Annotated in this window: 19 protein-coding genes and 5 tRNA genes; 18 read left to right on the top strand and 6 right to left on the bottom strand. The window is 36.0% G+C overall.

Annotated features, from left to right (window positions below):
- Nucleotides 1-82: 82 nt before the first annotated feature.
- The 11 genes from MP477_RS12310 (at nucleotide 83) to MP477_RS12260 (ending at nucleotide 6,192) form a co-directional block, all read left to right on the top strand.
- The gene (locus MP477_RS12310; protein WP_230036888.1) at nucleotides 83-970 is read left to right on the top strand and encodes a decaprenyl-phosphate phosphoribosyltransferase; all 888 of its coding nucleotides are present in this window, start codon (nucleotides 83-85) and stop codon (nucleotides 968-970) included.
- Nucleotides 967-2,286 (top strand): FAD-binding oxidoreductase, encoded by a 1,320-nt coding sequence (locus MP477_RS12305; protein WP_257190670.1) that lies wholly within the window; start codon nucleotides 967-969, stop codon nucleotides 2,284-2,286. Before MP477_RS12310 ends, MP477_RS12305 begins: the two co-directional genes overlap by 4 nt.
- The gene (locus MP477_RS12300) at nucleotides 2,286-3,011 is read left to right on the top strand and encodes an SDR family NAD(P)-dependent oxidoreductase (protein ID WP_257190669.1); all 726 of its coding nucleotides are present in this window, start codon (nucleotides 2,286-2,288) and stop codon (nucleotides 3,009-3,011) included. Before MP477_RS12305 ends, MP477_RS12300 begins: the two co-directional genes overlap by 1 nt.
- A 4-nt stretch (nucleotides 3,012-3,015) precedes the next feature.
- Nucleotides 3,016-3,603 carry an HAD-IB family hydrolase gene (locus MP477_RS12295; protein WP_047486987.1) on the top strand — a complete coding sequence of 196 codons (588 nt, stop codon included), beginning with the start codon at nucleotides 3,016-3,018 and terminating at the stop codon, nucleotides 3,601-3,603.
- Nucleotides 3,604-3,627: 24 nt separating this feature from the next.
- Nucleotides 3,628-4,095 carry a hypothetical protein gene (locus tag MP477_RS12290; RefSeq protein WP_230036879.1) on the top strand — a complete coding sequence of 156 codons (468 nt, stop codon included), beginning with the start codon at nucleotides 3,628-3,630 and terminating at the stop codon, nucleotides 4,093-4,095.
- Between the two features lie 2 nt (nucleotides 4,096-4,097).
- Nucleotides 4,098-5,273, top strand: a complete 1,176-nt coding sequence (locus tag MP477_RS12285) for a cysteine desulfurase family protein (protein ID WP_257190668.1) — start codon at nucleotides 4,098-4,100, stop codon at nucleotides 5,271-5,273.
- 85 nt (nucleotides 5,274-5,358) lie between these two features.
- Nucleotides 5,359-5,676 (top strand): thioredoxin, encoded by a 318-nt coding sequence (gene trxA / locus MP477_RS12280; protein WP_047099031.1) that lies wholly within the window; start codon nucleotides 5,359-5,361, stop codon nucleotides 5,674-5,676.
- A 126-nt stretch (nucleotides 5,677-5,802) separates the two neighbouring features.
- Nucleotides 5,803-5,876, top strand: a tRNA-Asp gene (locus tag MP477_RS12275).
- 33 nt (nucleotides 5,877-5,909) lie between these two features.
- Nucleotides 5,910-5,983 (top strand) — tRNA-Asp (locus MP477_RS12270).
- Nucleotides 5,984-6,012: 29 nt separating this feature from the next.
- Nucleotides 6,013-6,086, top strand: a tRNA-Asp gene (locus MP477_RS12265).
- Nucleotides 6,087-6,118: 32 nt separating this feature from the next.
- Nucleotides 6,119-6,192, top strand: a tRNA-Asp gene (locus MP477_RS12260).
- 82 nt (nucleotides 6,193-6,274) lie between these two features.
- Here MP477_RS12260 and MP477_RS12255 read toward each other — a convergent pair.
- From MP477_RS12255 to MP477_RS12245, 3 genes are read right to left on the bottom strand one after another with little or no spacing between them, the layout of a single operon-like run.
- Complete coding sequence (locus tag MP477_RS12255) at nucleotides 6,275-7,624, bottom strand: D-arabinono-1,4-lactone oxidase (RefSeq protein WP_257190667.1); 1,350 nt, start codon at nucleotides 7,622-7,624, stop codon at nucleotides 6,275-6,277.
- A complete protein-coding gene (locus MP477_RS12250) occupies nucleotides 7,617-9,191 on the bottom strand; it encodes an NAD-dependent epimerase/dehydratase family protein (RefSeq protein WP_257190666.1) in 1,575 nt (524 codons plus the stop codon). Before MP477_RS12250 ends, MP477_RS12255 begins: the two co-directional genes overlap by 8 nt.
- A 31-nt stretch (nucleotides 9,192-9,222) precedes the next feature.
- Complete coding sequence (locus MP477_RS12245; protein ID WP_257190665.1) at nucleotides 9,223-10,146, bottom strand: aldo/keto reductase; 924 nt, start codon at nucleotides 10,144-10,146, stop codon at nucleotides 9,223-9,225.
- Nucleotides 10,147-10,491: 345 nt separating this feature from the next.
- On the opposite strand from MP477_RS12245, the gene MP477_RS12240 reads away from it, so the two are divergent.
- From MP477_RS12240 to MP477_RS12225, 5 genes are all read left to right on the top strand, one after another.
- Nucleotides 10,492-10,565, top strand: a tRNA-Asp gene (locus MP477_RS12240).
- 618 nt (nucleotides 10,566-11,183) lie between these two features.
- A complete protein-coding gene (locus MP477_RS22835) occupies nucleotides 11,184-11,396 on the top strand; it encodes a phage integrase SAM-like domain-containing protein (protein WP_373567428.1) in 213 nt (70 codons plus the stop codon).
- Nucleotides 11,397-11,858: 462 nt separating this feature from the next.
- Nucleotides 11,859-12,761: an alpha/beta hydrolase gene (locus MP477_RS12235; RefSeq protein ID WP_230034840.1), complete on the top strand. Its 903-nt coding sequence runs from the start codon at nucleotides 11,859-11,861 to the stop codon at nucleotides 12,759-12,761.
- Nucleotides 12,762-12,958: 197 nt separating this feature from the next.
- On the top strand, nucleotides 12,959-13,414 hold the full coding sequence (locus tag MP477_RS12230) for a hypothetical protein (protein ID WP_257190664.1): 456 nt from the start codon (nucleotides 12,959-12,961) through the stop codon (nucleotides 13,412-13,414).
- A 209-nt stretch (nucleotides 13,415-13,623) separates the two neighbouring features.
- Nucleotides 13,624-14,430, top strand: coding sequence for an AraC family transcriptional regulator (locus tag MP477_RS12225; protein ID WP_257190663.1), 807 nt, complete (start codon nucleotides 13,624-13,626; stop codon nucleotides 14,428-14,430).
- Between the two features lie 336 nt (nucleotides 14,431-14,766).
- Here MP477_RS12225 and MP477_RS12220 read toward each other — a convergent pair whose 3' ends face one another.
- Nucleotides 14,767-14,919, bottom strand: coding sequence for a hypothetical protein (locus MP477_RS12220; protein WP_257190662.1), 153 nt, complete (start codon nucleotides 14,917-14,919; stop codon nucleotides 14,767-14,769).
- A gap of 642 nt (nucleotides 14,920-15,561) precedes the next feature.
- On the opposite strand from MP477_RS12220, the gene MP477_RS12215 reads away from it, so the two are divergent.
- Together MP477_RS12215 and MP477_RS12210 are read left to right on the top strand one after the other, a co-directional pair.
- Nucleotides 15,562-16,320 carry a response regulator transcription factor gene (locus MP477_RS12215; protein ID WP_257190661.1) on the top strand — a complete coding sequence of 253 codons (759 nt, stop codon included), beginning with the start codon at nucleotides 15,562-15,564 and terminating at the stop codon, nucleotides 16,318-16,320.
- A gap of 121 nt (nucleotides 16,321-16,441) precedes the next feature.
- Nucleotides 16,442-17,479, top strand: coding sequence for a L,D-transpeptidase (locus tag MP477_RS12210; protein ID WP_230034949.1), 1,038 nt, complete (start codon nucleotides 16,442-16,444; stop codon nucleotides 17,477-17,479).
- On the opposite strand, the gene MP477_RS12205 is transcribed toward MP477_RS12210, so the two are convergent.
- Both MP477_RS12205 and MP477_RS12200 read right to left on the bottom strand, forming a co-directional pair.
- Nucleotides 17,472-17,999, bottom strand: coding sequence for a hypothetical protein (locus MP477_RS12205; RefSeq protein ID WP_230034854.1), 528 nt, complete (start codon nucleotides 17,997-17,999; stop codon nucleotides 17,472-17,474). The genes MP477_RS12210 and MP477_RS12205 overlap by 8 nt on opposite strands.
- 1 nt (nucleotide 18,000) lies before the next feature.
- Nucleotides 18,001-19,323: a PDZ domain-containing protein gene (locus MP477_RS12200; protein ID WP_257190660.1), complete on the bottom strand. Its 1,323-nt coding sequence runs from the start codon at nucleotides 19,321-19,323 to the stop codon at nucleotides 18,001-18,003.
- Nucleotides 19,324-19,540 lie beyond the last annotated feature (217 nt).

Raw genomic sequence — 19,540 nt, 5'->3', positions numbered from 1 at the left:
TAAAAGACCGCCCCGGCGGTTTTTTTTGTATTTTTATGCTGTCAATTTTGAATTTGCTATTTTTGTATTTGAAACAACATAAATGAAGAAATATCTTAAACTGCTCCGTGTGGAGCAATGGGTGAAAAACCTTTTTGTATTTGTCCCTCTGTTTTTCTCAGGTAATATTACCAATATAGACTTACTTTCTAAAAGTATCTTTGCCTTTGTTATTTTCTCATTAGCAGCCAGCGTTGTTTATATTCTGAATGATTATAATGACATTGAAGCAGACAGAAAGCATCCTGAAAAAAGGAGAAGACCCCTGGCGAGTGGAGCGATCTCAAAATCAAAAGCAATAGGAATTCTTCTAGGGCTGGTGATCACAGATATTGCCCTTGTATTTCTTGCGCAGTTTTATTTCCATGAAAATTTATGGAAATTTGGAGCCATCATAAGCTTTTATGTGGTGATGAACCTTGCGTATACATTCAGGCTGAAACATGTTCCTATCATTGATATTTTTATTATTGCGATAGGATTTGTACTGCGGGTTTTGGCTGGTGGTTATATTACAGGAATCAGCATTTCACAATGGGCTATTCTGTTAACATTTGTACTGGCATTGGTATTAGCCATCGGAAAGAGAAGAGGAGAGCTTATCAATGCTCAGGTTTCCGGAAAGACAAGAAAGGCACTGGATGGATATAATGTACAGTTTGCAGATATTGCACTGTCTATTTCCATAACATTGGCCATTGTTTGTTATCTGATGTTTACCCTTTCACCGGAAGTGCAGGCAAGATTTCATGAAAGAGTATTTTATACGGTCATTTTTGTCGTATTTGCTCTGTTGAGATATCTTCAGCAAACCCTGGTGTACAACAGAACAGAATCTCCTACCAAGATTGTCTATAGAGACCGTTATATACAGGTAACCCTATTACTTTGGGTTGCTGCATTTTTAATTCAAATTTACTTTAAGAAATGAAGCCGAATTTCACACAGAAGGTTACCAACTGGGGGAATTTCCCGGTAGTGGAAAAAGAGATGAGATCTGAGGACAGCTTCAAAAAAATAAAAGAGTTTGTTCTTGATCATAATGAGGTTATTGCAAGAGGTAACGGAAGATGCTATGGAGATGCCTCATTGGGAGAAACTATATTTTCTACTAAAAAATTAAATAAATTCATCAGTTTTGACCGTTTAAACGGCGTGATAGAATGCGAATCCGGGGTGTTGCTTTCAGATGTACTTGAAATAGCGGTGCCACAGGGATACTTTCTCTATGTGACACCCGGAACAAAATTTATCTCGGTAGGCGGAGCCATCGCTTCCGATGTTCATGGTAAAAATCATCATGCAGAAGGCTGCTTTTCAGAATATGTGATAGAGTTTAAACTGATGACTGAAAACGGAGAGATTATTACCTGCTCCAGAGAAGAGAATTCAGAGAAATTTTGGGCAACGATTGGCGGAATGGGTCTTACCGGAATTATTCTCACCGCAAAATTTAAGCTTAAAAATATAGAATCCGCTTACATTCGTCAGGAAAGTATTAAAGCAGATAATCTGGATGAAATTTTCAGACTGTTTGATGAAAGTGAAAACTGGACGTATACGGTAGCGTGGATAGACTGTCTTCAAAAAGGGAAAAATATCGGCAGAAGTATTCTCATGAGAGGGGAGCATGCTTTTCAGCACGAACTTCCCCAAAACTTAGCGAAAACACCTCTTAGATTAAAGAAAAAACTACAGCCTACTGTTCCTTTTTATTTTCCGGGATTTGTGCTGAATGCCCTGACAGTAAAAATCTTCAATTGGTTATATTATAAAAAACAATCCAGGAAGGAAGTCAAAAGTTTTATTGATTATGAAACATTCTTTTATCCGTTAGATGCCATTAATGACTGGAATAAAATCTATGGGAAATCCGGTTTCATACAATATCAGATGGTCATTCCTAAGCAAGCCGGAAAAGAAGGGATGAAAAAAATCCTTGAAACGATTGCTAAAAGTGGCAACGGGTCATTCCTGGCTGTACTAAAGCTTTTTGGAAAAAATAATCCGCAGGCTTATAATTCATTTCCTGTAGAAGGGTATACACTGGCTCTGGATTTTAAAGTAAATTCAAAACTTAAAAAGCTGGTAGATCAGCTGGACAGCATCGTTCAGGAGTTTGGGGGAAGAATTTATCTTACCAAAGACAGTATGAGCAGATCATCACTGACCAACTACCTGAAAAATATTAGAAACTCTAAATTTGTGTCTTTACAGCACAAAAGAATCTTAAATAACAACTCATAATGATAGTTCTGGGAAGTACATCTGAGGTGGCACAGGCTTTTGTGGAAAAAGCACTTCAGGAAGGCGAAAAGTTTGAAAAAATCTATCTTTTTACCTCAAATAAAGAAACTACAGAAAGATTTGCAAGACATTTAGATGTCAAGTTTCTGCAACAGTCTGAAGTTGTTGAGCTGGATCTTATGAAAGAAATTGATTACAATAGATTTGATAATATCAATTCAAATGTATTATTTTGTGCCGTGGGATATTTGGGAGAAGGAACAGAAGAAGGGCTTTATGATAACAAAAATACTGAGCGTATTATCGGGATCAATTATTCAAAGCTTATTCCTGTGATGAACTATTTTGCTCATAAATTTGAAAACAGGAGATCGGGAACGATTATCGGGCTTTCATCAGTAGCCGGAGACCGGGGAAGACAGAGTAATTTTATCTATGGAAGTGCAAAAGCTGCTTTTACAGCTTATTTAAGCGGTCTGAGGAATTTCCTTTTTGATAAAAAAGTACATGTTCTGACAGTAAAACCTGGATTTATGGCTACCAAAATGACAGAAGGCCTTCCTTTAAATCCTAAGCTGACGGCAAGCCCCAAACAAGCTGCTGCCTGTATTTATAAAGCCTTCAAAAAGCAGAATAATGTGGCATATGTTTTGCCGATCTGGAGTATTATGATGATGATTATCAGGAATATCCCTGAATTTATATTTAAAAAATTAAAGCTTTAAAAAAATGAAAAAATTGTATTGTTTTGATTTTGACGGAACGCTGACGTATAAAGATACCATGTTTATGTATCTGAAGTTTTACGATTCTACAAAGTACAGAATACAATTTTTAAAGCATGTTCCTCTTTTTATTTTACTGAAGCTAAAACTTGCTGAAACCGAAAAGGTGAAAAAAAGTTTTATAGGATCTATTCTGAAAGGACAGACCCAGGAAAAAATAGAAATGAAGTCTAAACAGTTTTTTGAACACCATTATCCTCAGATTGTCAGGGAAAATGCACTCGACTTTATAAAAAATATCGATAGGAATAATATACAGAGTTTATTGGTTACTGCTTCTTTGGATATCTGGGTAAAACCTTTTGCCGAAGAATTAAAAATGCAGCTTGTTTCTACGCGGGCAGAGTTTAAAAACGGGGTTTTCACAGGAAATTTTATAGGTAAAAACTGCAACGGAAAAGAAAAACTGGTAAGAATAAAAGAAGAAATAAACGATTCCAGATACGATAAAATTATTGCATTTGGTGATACTTCCGGAGATCGGCCAATGTTGAAATGGGCAAATGAGGGACATTACCAATTTTTTCATTAATTTTGGATGATAAAAGTATAAAAAATGAAAAGGCTGTTAACTGTATTTGCTGCAATGCTCATGAGCTGTACAAATACACCATCCCAAAAGGCTTCAGGTATGCAGAAAAGCGTAGAAATTCTTGTTTCTGAGTCTCAGGGAGGCGCAGACCAGGCTGGTTTCAGAATTATTAAAGACGAAAAAGATTTCCAGAACAGCATCAGACAAAGCTTTGGTGTTATAGATATGGAAAAAGAACCGGCTATTGATTACCCGAAATTTCCAAAAAATAAGAAAGTTGTTCTCTATAACCTGGGAAGTTTCAGGTCAGGAAGTCACAGAATTACAGAGATTAAAACGGTGTATGTAAGCAATAACATCCTGTATGTGGAAGTTCCTGCCGGAGAACCTTCCGGGGGAATGGAAATTCAGGTGATTTCTAATCCGTGGTTTGTTTTTGCAGTTCCTTCAGATTACCAATTTAACTCCGTAGAATTAAAATATTCAAAATAATAATGGATAAAATATATTTAGATAATGCCGCCACTACTCCTCTTGCAGAAGAAGTAATAGACGCAATGGTTGGTACGATGAAGATGAATTTCGGAAATCCATCTTCCACTCACAGCTTTGGCCAGGAAGCAAAAATACTTATTGAAAATGTAAGAAGACAGGTTGCAGACTATCTTCATGTAAGTCCTGCTGAAATCATTTTCACTTCATGTGGAACGGAATCAAACAATATGATCATTAAATCCAGCGTAGAACACCTTGGAGTAGAAAGGATCATCAGTTCTCCTTTGGAACACAAATGTGTTTCTGAAAGTATTCTGGATATGAAAAGCAGAAAGGGAGTAGAGGTAAGCTATATCCGTCCTAATGAAAAAGGAGATATTGACCTTTCTAAATTAGAGGAATTATTAAAATCCTCAGATAAAAAAACGTTGGTAAGCTTAATGCATGCCAACAACGAAATAGGAAATATCATCAACCTTAAAAAGGTGGCGCAGCTATGCAAAGAATATCATGCACTGTTCCATTCAGATACGGTACAGACAATGGCTCATATGAACCTTGATCTTTCTGATATTCCTGTAGACTTTGCTTCATGCAGTGCCCATAAGTTTCATGGGCCTAAAGGTTCAGGTTTTGCGTTTATCAGAAAAGCAACAGGGCTAAAAGGAATCATTACCGGAGGACCTCAGGAAAGAAGCCTTAGGGCAGGGACAGAAAATGTTTGTGGTATTGTAGGCCTTGGTAAAGCGTTAGAGCTTTCTCTGAATCATATGGAAGAATATACAAACCATATGCAGGAAATTAAAGACTATGCTATAGAAAGACTTTCTGCAGAAATAGAGAGGATTAAATTTAACGGAAGAAGTGCTGAAAAAGAAAACAGCCTTTACACGGTATTAAGTGCATTATTACCTTATAAGAACCCATTGATAGGTCTTCAGCTGGATATGAAGGGAATTGCCATTTCTCAGGGTAGTGCGTGCTCTTCCGGAGCCTCCAAGCCATCAATGGTCATGATGATGGTGCTTTCTGAAGATGAAATGGATCATTGTACACCATTACGTATTTCTTTCAGCCATATGACAACAAAAGCAGAGATTGAAGCTTTAGTAACAGCCTTAAAGGAAATTTCAAGTGACTACGCTATAGAAAAAACTAATGTTGAGCATAGATAGTCTTATGATGTAAAAATCGTAATTTTGAACATTCAATAGAAGAATTGAACGAGAATATAATATTAATTAAAATAAAAGAAACAAAATGGCTTTAGAAATTACGGACAGCTCATTTCAGGATACGGTTTTAAAATCTGATAAACCGGTATTAGTAGACTTCTGGGCAGTATGGTGCGGACCATGCAGAACTTTGGGACCAATCATCGAAGAAGTGGCTTCAGATTTTGAAGGAAAAGCAGTAGTAGGGAAAGTGGATGTAGACAACAACCAAGAGATTTCAATGCAGTATGGAATCAGAAATATCCCTACAGTTCTTATTTTTAAGAACGGTGAAGTAGTAGATAAATTAGTAGGTGTTACTCCAAAAGAGGTAATCGCTGAGAAATTAAGCGCACACTTATAAAAAAATAAGTTTGATAATGAATGCCTTCCAGTATTGGAAGGTATTTTTTTTAAAATAATTTGCAGTTAACAAAAAAAGGTGTAATTTTGCAACCACGAAAAAGAAACGACGTTCTTACACAAAAATGATCCGGTAGTTCAGCTGGTTAGAATGCCGCCCTGTCACGGCGGAGGTCGCGGGTTCGAATCCCGTCCGGATCGCAAAAGTTTATCAATTACTTTAAAAAAAAAATTGATCCGGTAGTTCAGCTGGTTAGAATGCCGCCCTGTCACGGCGGAGGTCGCGGGTTCGAATCCCGTCCGGATCGCGAAGTTTTATCAATTTCTTTAAAAAATTGATCCGGTAGTTCAGCTGGTTAGAATGCCGCCCTGTCACGGCGGAGGTCGCGGGTTCGAATCCCGTCCGGATCGCGAAGTTTTATCAATTTCTTTAAAAAAAAATTGATCCGGTAGTTCAGCTGGTTAGAATGCCGCCCTGTCACGGCGGAGGTCGCGGGTTCGAATCCCGTCCGGATCGCAATTACAATCAATGTAATATGAAAACTGTGAAATCTAGATTTCACAGTTTTTTTGTTTTTTAGGACTATCTGTTCTAAGGCTTAGAAAATACTTTTAATAAATTCGTTCAAGAAAACTCCTTTGGGGTCTATGTTGTTTCGTAGTTCCCGGAAATCATTTATTCCTGGAAACCTTTCTTCTAATTCTGATTTTGACAGATCTGAAAGTTTTCCCCAATTAGGAGAGGCATTATATTTTTTCATAACATCAAAAAATAACTGCATAGACGGGTGTATTTTTTTCTCACGGTATTCACGCACGCACATACCAATATAAAAAGTATCTTTTTGGTAGGAGGGGCTGAGCCATGATTCTTCGGCAGCAGTGTAACGAAGGTCTACGGGGAAATGAACCTTGTGTTCAGTATGTTCCAAAGTATCTCTGAATTCTTTTAATGCCTTTTTGTGAATGCCGTCAAGTATCGGTAGTCCATATTCTGAAACTACCATTGGTATTGTTTCATCATGTACCAATATTTCAAAACTATTTCCAATCTTTGTGCGTGGCGTGAAGAAATAATCAAGACAGTAGGCATTGATTTCCGGGATCAGGGAAGGGTCCGCATTACTCTTTATGAATAGGGGAGTGGTTAAGGTATCAATTTGGAGATCTCTGTCTTTTTGTTCCAGGGTATAGTTTTCCCATTTGCTTTTTTCGCTGTATTGTTCTTTTTCTACCCGCTCTGCTCTGAACAGATATACTTTATCTGTGTGTGGAAACCACCATGCCTTAAAATATTCATAGCGTTTGGCATAATCATCCATAGACTCAAGGAATTCATCAAATTCAATAACAGACTCTTCTGATTTCAGATAGAATAGTGGTTCACATTTTAATGTTATTTCTGTAACTATTCCAAGTGAACCCAGCGATAAGGACGCGGCTTCCAATATATTTAGGTTTTTGTTCCCGATCTTCAATATTGTTTCTTTATTTATTTCCAAAAGATCTCCTGATGCTGTTATCATGCGTAATCTTTCAATCTGCGCCGAAAGGCTTCGGTGTTTTAAGCCACTGCCATGCGTACCTGTTGCTAATGCACCGGCAACTGTCTGTTTATTAATAACTCCAAAATTGGGAAAGGATAATGTGTTTGCTTTTAAAATAGTATACAGTTCATGCAGATACATTCCACCTTGGCAGGTAACAGAGTCTTTTCCCACCGAAATTAGTTTCCGGTAGTTTTTTAAAGAAACCAGAATCTCATTACTGATAGCAATGGGAGAAAAGGAATGTCCTGAACCGATTACACGAATCTTTTTTTTGTTTTTTTCTGCGAAACAGACTATTTCTATGATCTGTTCTTCAATTTCCGGTTCAAAATAATTTTCAGCAATACAGGATTGATTTCCTGCCCAGTTATTCCAGCTGTAATTCTCTTCTTTAATCATTAATATTCGATGCTTCAGTGGCTACTATTGTTGATTCGCTGTATGCAGAGGTATTGATGCCGGTATGTTTTTCTGCTTCTACCTGTTCTTTGACCCATCTGTATGTTTTTTCTATTCCAACGGATAAAGAAATAGAAGGCTTCCAGCCAAGCACTTCCTCAATAAGACTATTGTCAGAATTTCTTCCGCGGACACCTTCTGGTCCTGCGATATGCTTCAGAGGCAGACTTCTGTCCGCAATTTCCATAACAAGTCTTGCAAAGTCATTCATTGAGATCATCTCTTCGGAACCCAGGTTGAGAGGTTTGTTATAATCTGATTTCATGATACGGATCACACCTTCCACGCAATCATTAATATAGCAAAATGAACGTTTCTGTTCACCATCACCCCATATTTCGAAAACGGATTCTGATGCAGCAGCTTTACGACAGAAGGCGGCAGGAACTTTTTCTCTTCCTCCTTTCCAGGTTCCGCATTCTCCATAAATCCCATGAAATCTTGCAATACGTACTTGCATTTGTGGGAATTCTTCCGAATACTTCATGGCAATTTCTTCACCATATAGCTTTTCAAGTCCGTAAATATCTTGTGGATAGGCTGGCCAGGCATCTTCTTCTTTCAATCCAATAGTGTGTTCAGAATTATCCTGTACATGCAAAGGGTAGACGCAGGCACTCGAAGAATAAAAATAACGTTTTACATTGTGATGTCTTGCCGCTTCCAACATATTTAAGCTAATCATTGTATTATTATATCCGATCCGGCTATGGTTGCTTTGAATAAAACCCATGCCTCCCATGTCTGCTGCGAGGTTGAAAACCCAGTCGACTCCTTCACAGGCTTTCAGGCAATTTTTCATATTACGGAGATCAATTCTGAGGAATTCATGGCAGAACTCTCCTGGTTGCATAAATTCAGGACTTATCCAATCTGCCCCTATTACATAGTATCCTTCGCGTTTTAACCGCTTCCCCAAATGGGAGCCTATAAATCCACTTGCTCCGGTTATCAATACTTTAATTTTATCATTCTTCAGAATACGTTTAGGCTCAATTAATTTTAGTATCTCAGCGATATAGGGATGATGGGTATAGACTCCCTCTAATTCTATTGGGAGAGTTCCGTTAATATCAAACCATTGGCCATCCGAATGATCAAGATCAAATCCCAAAGGGATATCCTCAACCTCTGCCTGGAAAGTAATGTTTACCGTATGGGAAGAAGCTCCCTGCTCAGAATCGTTAAATTCTGTAGAGAATGTACCCAGATACTTGGTTATTTTTATTTTGTCTTCCGGGATATTCAGTTCTAAAGCGGCTTTTCTAATTCCACAGGCTTCTATCCCTTCATTTTTCAGCATTCTGCCGCCCTGCATCCAGTAAATGTCTTTACTCGGCTTATTTTTACGTTTGGTAAGGAAAGCTTTATTATCTTTGACGATGATAAGGTCCACACAAATTAAAGGGACATTGTCAAGGATAGAGCGGTAAAGATCGGTAGGGATCATTCCGGCAGAAGATTTTAAAATGTTTTCATCTTTGTAATGTAGCGGGTTCTTTTCCATTGATTAGTTTCTTTAAGTTATTTAATGATTTTTATAAAAGATTGAATTGTTTTTGAAAATTGTTCATAATAGAAGAGCTGATATTTTCTTTATAGGCATGTATGCTTTTTTCTACCTCTTGTTTAGAAGATGCTCCTATTACTATGGTGTTCACGGCAGGATGATTCAGAATGAATTTGTAATTAAGTGCCATTAAGCTGATCTCGTTTTTATTGCACCATACATACATCTGCATGGCTTTTTCTAGTGAAACATCTTTTTCTATGGCATAATGACAGATGTTGATATCCAAAGGATTTTTACCGGAAAGTAACCCCATGCATAAGGCTGACCCCAGCATAACGGCAACATTATTTTTGTGGGCAGTGTCCAGTAAAACATCTGCCTTGGTACATAAAAGATTATAATCGAGATAAGGCAGGATAACATCGGCATAACCAGAAGAAATGAATTGATAGTGGAGATTATGATTCCGGACACCAAGGCCAATATTATGAATCACCTTTTCTTCTTTTAGCCTTAAAAGAGTCTCCATGCCGTTGTTTTTCAACATGCTTTTAAAATCAGTATCAGAAGGATCGTGGATGTGCACAATGTCCAGATAGTCTGTTTGTAATGTCTTTAAACTGTTATCAATACTCTTCAGGATAGCGTCTGCTGTAAATCCCTTATATTTAGGATGGGTACCTACTTTTGTAGAAAGGATAAAAGATGAGCGGTTTCCGTATTCTTGTAATGAAATACCAATCTTTTTCTCACTATCCCCATAAAAAGGCGAAGTATCAATGAGAGTTATACCATTTTCCAATGCGAATAATACGGTTTCTACTGCTTGTTTTTCCGATATTGGACCTTGAAAGAATACACTTTCATTGCAGGAACCAATACCCGCCCCACCGAGAGAAATTGGAAAAACAGGAGTTTTATTGATATATTTTATTTCTTTTATCTCCATATTGTGAATTATTTATAATTCAAAAATAATGATTTTATGTTGATAATATTTAAATTGACTGTTTTTTTTGAATAAACATGGGAAAGATGTAAATCGTAACTATTGTGGATCATATTTCGGTACAAAAACATGATAACTTGAGAGGTGGAATATTGAAAATAGCCTATAAATGGGACTTTATACAATGTTTGTCAATAGCTTTTTTTTAAAATTTTTATAATTGATAACCTGTAGTTTATATAAATATTATAGAAAAAAAGCTTATGTTTGTTTGGAGGGACTAAAAAAAGATGTATTTTTGCAATCACAAAAAGAAACTGAGTTCTTTCAAAAAAAATAAAACATGATCCGGTAGTTCAGCTGGTTAGAATGCCGCCCTGTCACGGCGGAGGTCGCGGGTTCGAATCCCGTCCGGATCGCAACTATTTAATCAAAATAGTACAAAATGCTGTAAAATAGATGTTTTACAGCATTTTTTGTTTTGTGCCTGTTCCAAAAGAAACTTAAAAACCACAATCTGAAAGTGACCTGTTGAAAAGGAATAAAAATGTCACTGAAAAATAAGAAAAAGCTTGTTCATAAATTGAACATCTTGTGGGACATTTTTAATGAATTTAATTTTAAATTTTTAAAAGTGGTACATATATGAATAAGACATTCAACTTTTTTTTCTTAAAAAAAGCTAAGATCAACACTCAGGGAAAAGCACTCATATACCTGAGAATTACTATGAAGGTAAAATTTCTGAGATCAGTACAAAACATACCATATCACCACCGAAATAGAACTGCAAGACTCAAAATGTAAAAGGCTCTTTAGAAGAATATAATTCACTTAATTTTATCTTAAAACATTTGAGCAGAAAGTTTATGATACCTACCATACACTCATAAGAGAAAGTGGACCGATAAGCTGTAAAATTCTTAAGAATAGGTTATTGGATAGAGATCAAAAAAAAATCGAATACTGATTCCAATATTTCAAGATTATGACGACAGAATGGAGAAGTTGGTAGGGAAGGAGTTTGCTAAAGAAACATTAGCAGTTATAATAGCTACTTAAGTCTTACCAAAGAGTTTTTAGAATGGAAGTATGACATTTCTGATATTGATATTAGAAAAATTGATTATGTCTTTCTTAATGATTTTGAATTTTTTCTGCGGACCGAAAAGCTTTGTAATAACAATACAGCTGTGAAGTATATTATAAATTTTGAGAAGATCATCAGTATTTGCTTAGCCCACGGTTAGCTGAATAGAGATCCATTTATGGATGATGAAGAAAAGCATTACTAAACTTTCCTATAAAATTTCCTGACAGTCTTATTAATTTTCGCTAAATAGTACTATATTTAAAAACCCTGACAAATAATTAACTATGGCTAAAACAACACAAATCATGATCAAACCTTGGAAATAAATGCACGAAAAGCATTAGCAGCAATGGTAGCAACCGCCCGCAACTCGACAAATAAGACACAATAAGCAATTAAAAGCCCATTGCACAGCAACTTTTTTAGTCCACACTATTGACACATTTGGTTTTGCCAAACACTCAAGCCAGTGTTTTGCAGTCCAAAAGATTCAATTCCCATACAGAACAAAACTTAGATAACGCAAAAAGATGAGCTATACAGCAAGTGTTATTTGAGCCATACAGCAAATAATATTTCTGACTTTGTCTTGAACTTTACAGCAATAAAAAAAATACAAATGGAAAATTCAATTTCAAAAGAAAAAGTTTACTTCAATGCAGAAGGAGTAAAATTATGTGGTAATTTATATAAGCCGGCAAATTTCGACGATACAAAACAATACCCTTCAATCATTACGCAGGGGTCTGCTTTTTCAATTAAGGAGCAAATGTCGGGAGGCTATGCCCGGAAAATGGCAGAAAATGGATTTGTTGCGTTGGCATTTGATTATCGTACTTATGGGGAAAGTGAGGGACAACCCCGCCAATATGAAAACCCCGAAATCAAAAGAAATGACCTTGAAGCGGCTGTCACCTTTCTGATTTCTTTACCATATGTCAATAAGGTAAATGCTCTTGGCGTATGTGCTTCAGGCGGCAATGTTGCTCATTTGGCTGCAACCGATGATAGATTAAATGCGATTGCCATTGTAGCAGGAATGGTGGGTGGACCTTCCGAACTTGGAGAAGCAAGAGGAAGTAATGAAGAAGAAATGAATGCCTTAATCCAATTCATTCAACAAGCCAAACAAGATTATGAACAAACAGGAGAAGCTAAAACGGCTACGGGATATAGTAGTACAGACAAAAATGCTTTTTATTATAATGAAGTGGATTATTATGAAAACGAAAAAAGGGGTAATATAAAAGAATTTAAAAATGAATATGCAATTATAAGTCTCGAACCTTTGTTTCAATTTGACCCAATGAGTAAAGCGGAAAATATAAATATCCCTGCCATTGTTTTTCATTCAGACAATTGTGTACTTCCAAATGCATCTAAAAATTTTTACAGCAAGCTAAAAGGTGAAAAAGAATTGGTTTGGGGAACAGAAACACAATTTAATTATTATGATAAACCGGAACTCGTAAATGATGTAACAACTAAGGCTACCGAATTTTTTAAAAAATACTTAAATTGATTTTCACAAAACAATAAAGATGGAAAACAAAGAAAACAACATTAGCGAATTAACGGCTGAGCAACAGCAAACCCTTATTACTTTTACGAATTTTTTGCCAAGCCAATTCGTACTGAAATTGCCAGAAATCCGACTGAGTATGGGTTAGCATATGAAGAAGTTAGCTTTCCAGCAATGGATGGAATAGAATTAAAAGGTTGTTTATACCCACTGAATCCGATAAACTCCTTATCGTAAATCATTTTCTTGATGCAAACCGCTATGGCTATCCCGGATACAAAATCCCGAATGATATTGTCGGTTTTGAAGTCAATCAGGTAGCACAGTATAAAACACTACATGATGCAGGGTATAATATTTTGGCTTACGATTTACGCAATCATGGCGAAAGCGAATCTGCTCATGATGGTTGCGGGGGTAGTGGAGTGTATGAACACATGGATGTTATTGGCTATGTATGCTACGCCAAATCAAGAAAAGATACTGCTCAGATGAAAACTGCGCTTTATAGCATATGCTATGGATGCAATTCTACCTTTGCAGCCTTCAGCAGGCATCCCGAAGAATTCAGCCATATTAAGGCATTGGGTTGGATTGCAGCCTGCATCGATAGGTATTATGATGGAACGACTGTGCAACAACCTCGGTATTGACAAAAAAGCTGGGATAGCTTTATCAGAAAAGACGATGTATGACATAACAGGTTTAAATTTCGAACAGTTATCTCCAGTTGAGCACGCAAAATCGGTAACTATCCGTGCAGGTACATGATGACTATCTTTTTTTGTTGGAATGATTACCATTCGTATTCTCTGTGCTGTTATCTTTGAAAATGAAGTGAATTGAATGGTCAAATAGTAAAATGGGAGAAAATAAAAATGACATATTTGACAACCTGCTATTTTCCTGTGCTTGTGAAAAATACAGGTCGGATGAGCAAATTTTGCCTGAACATTTTTTAGCTATTCATCTTTCGGGCGAAACACACATGCAAATAACCGGTAAAAACTTAGTATTCAAAGAGGGCAGTATAATTTTGGTTCGTAAAAACCAATTGTTCAGGGCTGTTAAAATACCTGGAAGCAACGGCGAATACAAAGCAGTTGCCATTTTTTTAAACGAGGATGTATTGCGTAAATATGCATCACTCCATAGAATTCCCGAACAGGAAAGATATATAGGTGAAAGCACAATAATTATCAAAAAAAATCCTTTCATACAAGGTTATTTTAAGTCGTTACTCCCTTATGAAGACAGTACGATAAAAAAAACACATTCGCTTTCCGACATAAAAATTAATGAAGCCATTGAATTACTGTTACAGTACAATCCCGATTTTAAAAAATTCCTGTTCGATTTCAGCAAACTGCACAAAATTGATATTGAAAAATTCATGTTGCAAAATTATAAATCCAATGTTCCCATTGAACAGTTTGCCAAGCTAACAGGACGAAGCTTAGCTTCTTTTAAACGCGATTTTAAAAAAACATTTGGACAATCACCCCGACAATGGCTACAGGGACAACGGCTTACGGAAGCTCACCGATTAATTACAAAGGAAAATCAAAAACCCACAGATATTTATTTAGATCTCGGTTTTGAAAACCTATCGCACTTTTACTTTTCTTTTAAACAAAAATATGGAGTGACCCCTACAGAATTAAAATGAACTTTGCTAACCTACACAAAGGAATGGTTAAAGGATTCCATTTTTTAATATTGTTATTCATTTCAATCAAGACTTTCAGCCTCCAGCTCTAAACCCTTTGCTTTCTTAACCGAACGTACGTTATTTAATAAACTGTACATTTTGTACATTCCATAGTTTATGTTATTTTAGTAAAAAATATAGCTCTTTGATGTCAAAAAGAAAATTTATTCTGTTGTCTATACTTAAAACATGGTTTTTTGCTACGTTTATTTCCGTTGTTTTTCTAATCGTGTTTTTAGGTATTACCAGAGAAATCATAAAAGAACCTAGGAATTGTGATATGAGTGGTCTCGCCTATGGCTTTATCATCTTTTGGCTGTTTTTCCTGAGCTTAACTTCCTTGAGCAGCTTATTTTCTTTTTTAAAACAATTCCAGGGAAAAATACAAATAGCTTTGTGTTGGTTTTTACTTCCCGTTATTGCTTCAGCTTCTTCATTTTTTTTCATTTTAGATGGGGAAATTGATGGGCAAGAGATTATGGTTTTTCTGATTATTAATCTACCCTGGCTGGCCCTATGGTTACTTTATTATTATAGATTTAATTCTTTATTCAGGTAATTGTATTATAAAAATATAAAAGTATATCCCGGAATTTCCGGTTTCTTCAATCCAATTCAAAAAAAATCATTACCCGGCAAGACTGTAATAGAGAAATATCAATGACACGGAGCTTCGATCAGTCTGGAGCTTTTCATAAGCTCAGCTTGCAATGTTGCTTTAAAACGGATTTTTGAAGGCTGCTCTAATTCGGCCGTTGTTTTAATATTTTCAGTCTGAATAATCCTCCATTATCCGAGGCGATTACGATAAAAACTTCATTGTTGAAATCTACTTTTTACGATGACCGAATTGTTTTGGCAGCTTCTTTATATCATGGTTATTGATAACAGTAAAGGAGTTTTTTGATAGTTTCTTTAAAGCTATCTTCAAACCCATCTTGTATCGATCTTCTAAAATGGTACAATCATGAAAATCTTTTCGCAAAAGTAAATCACGGTATTTTGAAAACTGCTACACTTTTGTGTAGATTTGTGGTACCAAAGCTAAAACTACTCCTTTGTGTAGTGTGTAGATTTGTATTTAAACCTATGGAAGATATTAATAGATTTTTTAATGATAAAAATGAAGTCGGTAAAGATGCGGATATCGACTTCAGCCAGTCCGGAGATTATCTGGAGGCCGTAAAAGCACTGGCAAGAACTACTTATCAGAGTCTATACGTTATTAATTATCAAACGAAAGCATTTGAATATGTTTCTGAAAATCCTCTTTTCCTGTGTGGAAAAAGCTCTGAGGAAGTAAAGGAGCTGGGCTATGCTTTTTATTTTCAGAATGTAAAACCTGAAGATGTAGAGATGCTGATTAAGATCAATAAAGCCGGATTTGATTTCTATGAAACCATTCCTGTAGAGGAAAGGAAACTGTATTCCATCTCTTACGACTTTTATCTTATCAACGGTAAAAAGAACCTTATTCTTGTCAATCATAAACTTACCCCGATGTTTCTTACAGAAGAAGGGCAGGTGTGGAAAGCTTTATGTATCGTTTCACTCTCTAACAGCAGCTCTTCCGGAAATGTTGTCCTTAGCAAAGAAGGATCGGATACCCTATGGAAGTATGATTATATAACAGATATCTGGGAAAAAACCGAAAAAATAAAACTCTCCTCCAGGGAATATGATATTTTAAGTCTATATGCAAGTGGTTTGACGATTAATGAGATCTCTGAAAAACTTTTTATTACGGCCGATACCGTGAAATTTCACCGGAAAAAGCTTTTTGAAAAAATTGGGGTAAATAATATTGCGGAAGCGTTAACTTATGCTAAAACCAATAAATTGTTGTAAAAAATATACTTTATTACCGTTTTTTTACGGTATTTTCTATAATGTCTTTTTTGATTCGATTTTAGGTCTGATATTTGTACTGGGTAGCCAAACTAAGTGACCTAATTTATTTATGAAGAACATGTCTGTGAAAAAATTATTTCTATACGCATTCTTATGCGCAGTATTTCTTGTTTCCTGTAAAAAAGAAGTAGAAAAAATAAGTGATACTTTTAAAGATACAGTTTCTTCCGTATCGGGAAATCCTGACGCGGAGACTGATTCCATCAAGAAAGATTCCGTACCGGTAGTTAAGAAAGAATCTGTACCACCGGTGATGCAGGAAAATGGATTCTACAATGCTTTCGTTATTCCAAAAGATAAAAAAATGAGGGATTCCCTCTATGCGGAATTCAGCAAAAAATACAACGAAAAAGAACGTACCGCTATTTTAGCCTTAAACAGATTGGATTCTAAAAGTAAGTGGAATGCAGATACCTTAGTGGTTCCTGCAAAAATAGATACCACCCTGATGGCTTATTCACCTTTTCCTATGCAGCTTGATGTATTAAGTGGTGTAAAGAAATTTGTCATCTTTTCATACCCTATACAGGCTTATGCTGTCTATTCTAACGGAAGTCTGGTGAAATGGGGCCCTACAAGTATGGGGAAAAAAGCAGCGCAGACAACAAGAGGACTTACTTTTGCCAATTGGAAAAAGAAACTCTCTATTTCTACTGTCAGCACTGAATGGAAACTTCCTTACAATTTTAATATCCATAATATTGGAGGAATCGGATGGCATGAATATACGCTTCCGGGATATCCTGCATCACACTCATGCTTACGGTTATTGAGAAAAGATGCCCAATGGTTGTATTCTTATGCAGATACCTGGATATTGAATCCGGGAGGTGCTACCACAAAAGCCAAAGGAACAGCAGTAATGGTATTTGGTGACTATAATTGGGGAGGAAGAAGACCTTGGAAGAAACTACTGGACGATCCCAATGCCAATAATATTTCTGTAGAAGAGCTGACCAAATTATTGGAACCGGATGTGCCCAAAATGCTGAAAGAACAAAGCAACAGAGAAAAAGTAGCAGATTCTATCAAAGCGGCTAAAGCAATGGCGACTCCGGTTGATAATGAAAGTCCTGTAGAACCCGAATCTAATTAATCTTTTTTTCAAACTGTAACGTAGATTCTTCAGCGAATCTTCTCAGTTTAAGCATCTCTTCTTTTCCTTTATGCTGCCCGAATCTTGCTGCAGCATAGGTAAGCAGAATAAAAAATAACATAACAAAAGAAGCGCTCAGTGCCCACGGGTATTCGGCGCTTTTTATTTGCTTTTCTACATAATACATTGTAAAGAAAGTCATCCACAGAATGGAAAAAGAGAAATAAAGAAACATGAAAAATGTCCAGACTGCTGAGCTGGGACCAAATACTCCACGGATTACCGTATGGTCATCTTCCATTTCTACCCGCAAAGAAAGGCGTGGTTTCCAATAATTGTCATATTCTGTTTCTACACAGATGGTAGCAACCTCTTTGTTAATGTTTCCGGAAAATTCATCCTTATGTCCGGCAAGGTATGTTTTTAAATTTTCCGCATATTCTTCTTTGGTAAGATGCGTAAACATTTTAAATCTCGGCCGGGTTCTTATCCTGTCTAAAGTAGTTTCTTCTGTTTTCATATTAATCTTGATAAGGTATTGGATCTTCTAAAGTGAAACTTATTTTTAATGTTTCATTTTTTCTTTGAACAACAATGGTAATATCACGGCCTTCAGAAGATTTCATTAATTCAATAATTTTTTGTAATGTCATATTTGATGCATTTTTACCGTTGATGCTGATAAGTCTGTCATCTGTTTTTAAACCTGCCTTATAGGCGGGAGAGTCTTTTCTGACCCCTGCAATTGAAAAAAGCGGTTTTAAACTGAAATTATACTGAAACGATTCTGCTTTATAGGTTTCATTCATAGAACCGGCATAAGGTTTGGGTTCAATTTTCACTCTTTCTTCAGCCCATTGCATACCGTCTTGCTTGAAATCAAGTCCGCTCATATTAAAATGAAAAGGATCATCAAAATTTCTATTTTTTTTAAGGTATAACTTTTTATTATTATAATCAAAAAAAATGGTAAAACGACGCATAATTTCTCCACCTATAGATCCTTTCCGGTCTTTTACAAGATTCACATGCTGGATAGAAAACTCATCGGGCATTGCAGTCAATGGTTTTTCAAACTGAAATTTTCCAATATAAAAATTATGAATTCTGCTTCTCTTACCATAGATATCTCCATTAAAGCCACGCCCCAGGAAATCATCAATATTGGGTCTGTTATAAACAAAGTTTTTAATGAGAGAAGGGAATAGCCATATGGCATCGCTGTTTCCGAGGTCAATTAATAATTTTGAACTTTTCTTTTCATTGGTCATCTCTATATCGGTATAGAGATAGGGTTTATCTTTTTCTATGGTAATCGGAAGTTCTTCAAATTTTTTGATTTTCTTTTTAAACAGGTCAGTATCTTCATATACCGTTAGCTTCTTAGCCAGATAATCTATTGAAACCGGATGGTTTTTGAAAAAATGGTACCCAATCACTCCGTTTACAGGAATCCCTACATGGGGTGAAATGTTGAATTCTTCATTGGTAACAATATAAAGAGACATAGAGGTATTGATAATAGCATCACCTATTCTGGCGGTATTGCGTTCAGACTTGAATCCATCAAGGCTTAAACTTCCGCCCAGGCCTGAAAACTTTATTTTTTCAACGTTTTCAAGCTTTATTTCCTTGTTTTCCAGACTGAAAAGCATGGTTTCAGACACTCCCGTATCTACTAAAAAAGTAAGCTCTGCCCCATTGATATTAATAGGAATAAAGATCAGATTATTGATAAGTTTAAAAGGAATAACCGCTTTTTTAGCGTTGATTAATTCAAAAGAATTCTGTGCATTACCTAAAATGCCAAAGAAAAAAAATAATAAAATAAATTTTAATTTCATTTACTGAATTTAACGAAATTATCTTAATTGTAAATAAAAACATTCCAAATGATGAATATTTACAGGGATTCGGTGCTTTTTATTTGTTTTCTACATAATGCATCGTAAAGAAAGTCATCCTGAGAATGGAAAAGAGAAAAAGAAAGGTGTGATTTACCTGCTTTGCTGGTACTTCCGGAAACTCATCCTTATACCCGCATATTTTTCTTTGGTGAGA

It is taken from the genome of Chryseobacterium sp. WG23, assembly GCF_024586575.1.
Classification (GTDB): Bacteria; Bacteroidota; Bacteroidia; order Flavobacteriales; family Weeksellaceae; genus Chryseobacterium.
This window is presented reverse-complemented; position numbering and strand designations above follow the sequence as displayed.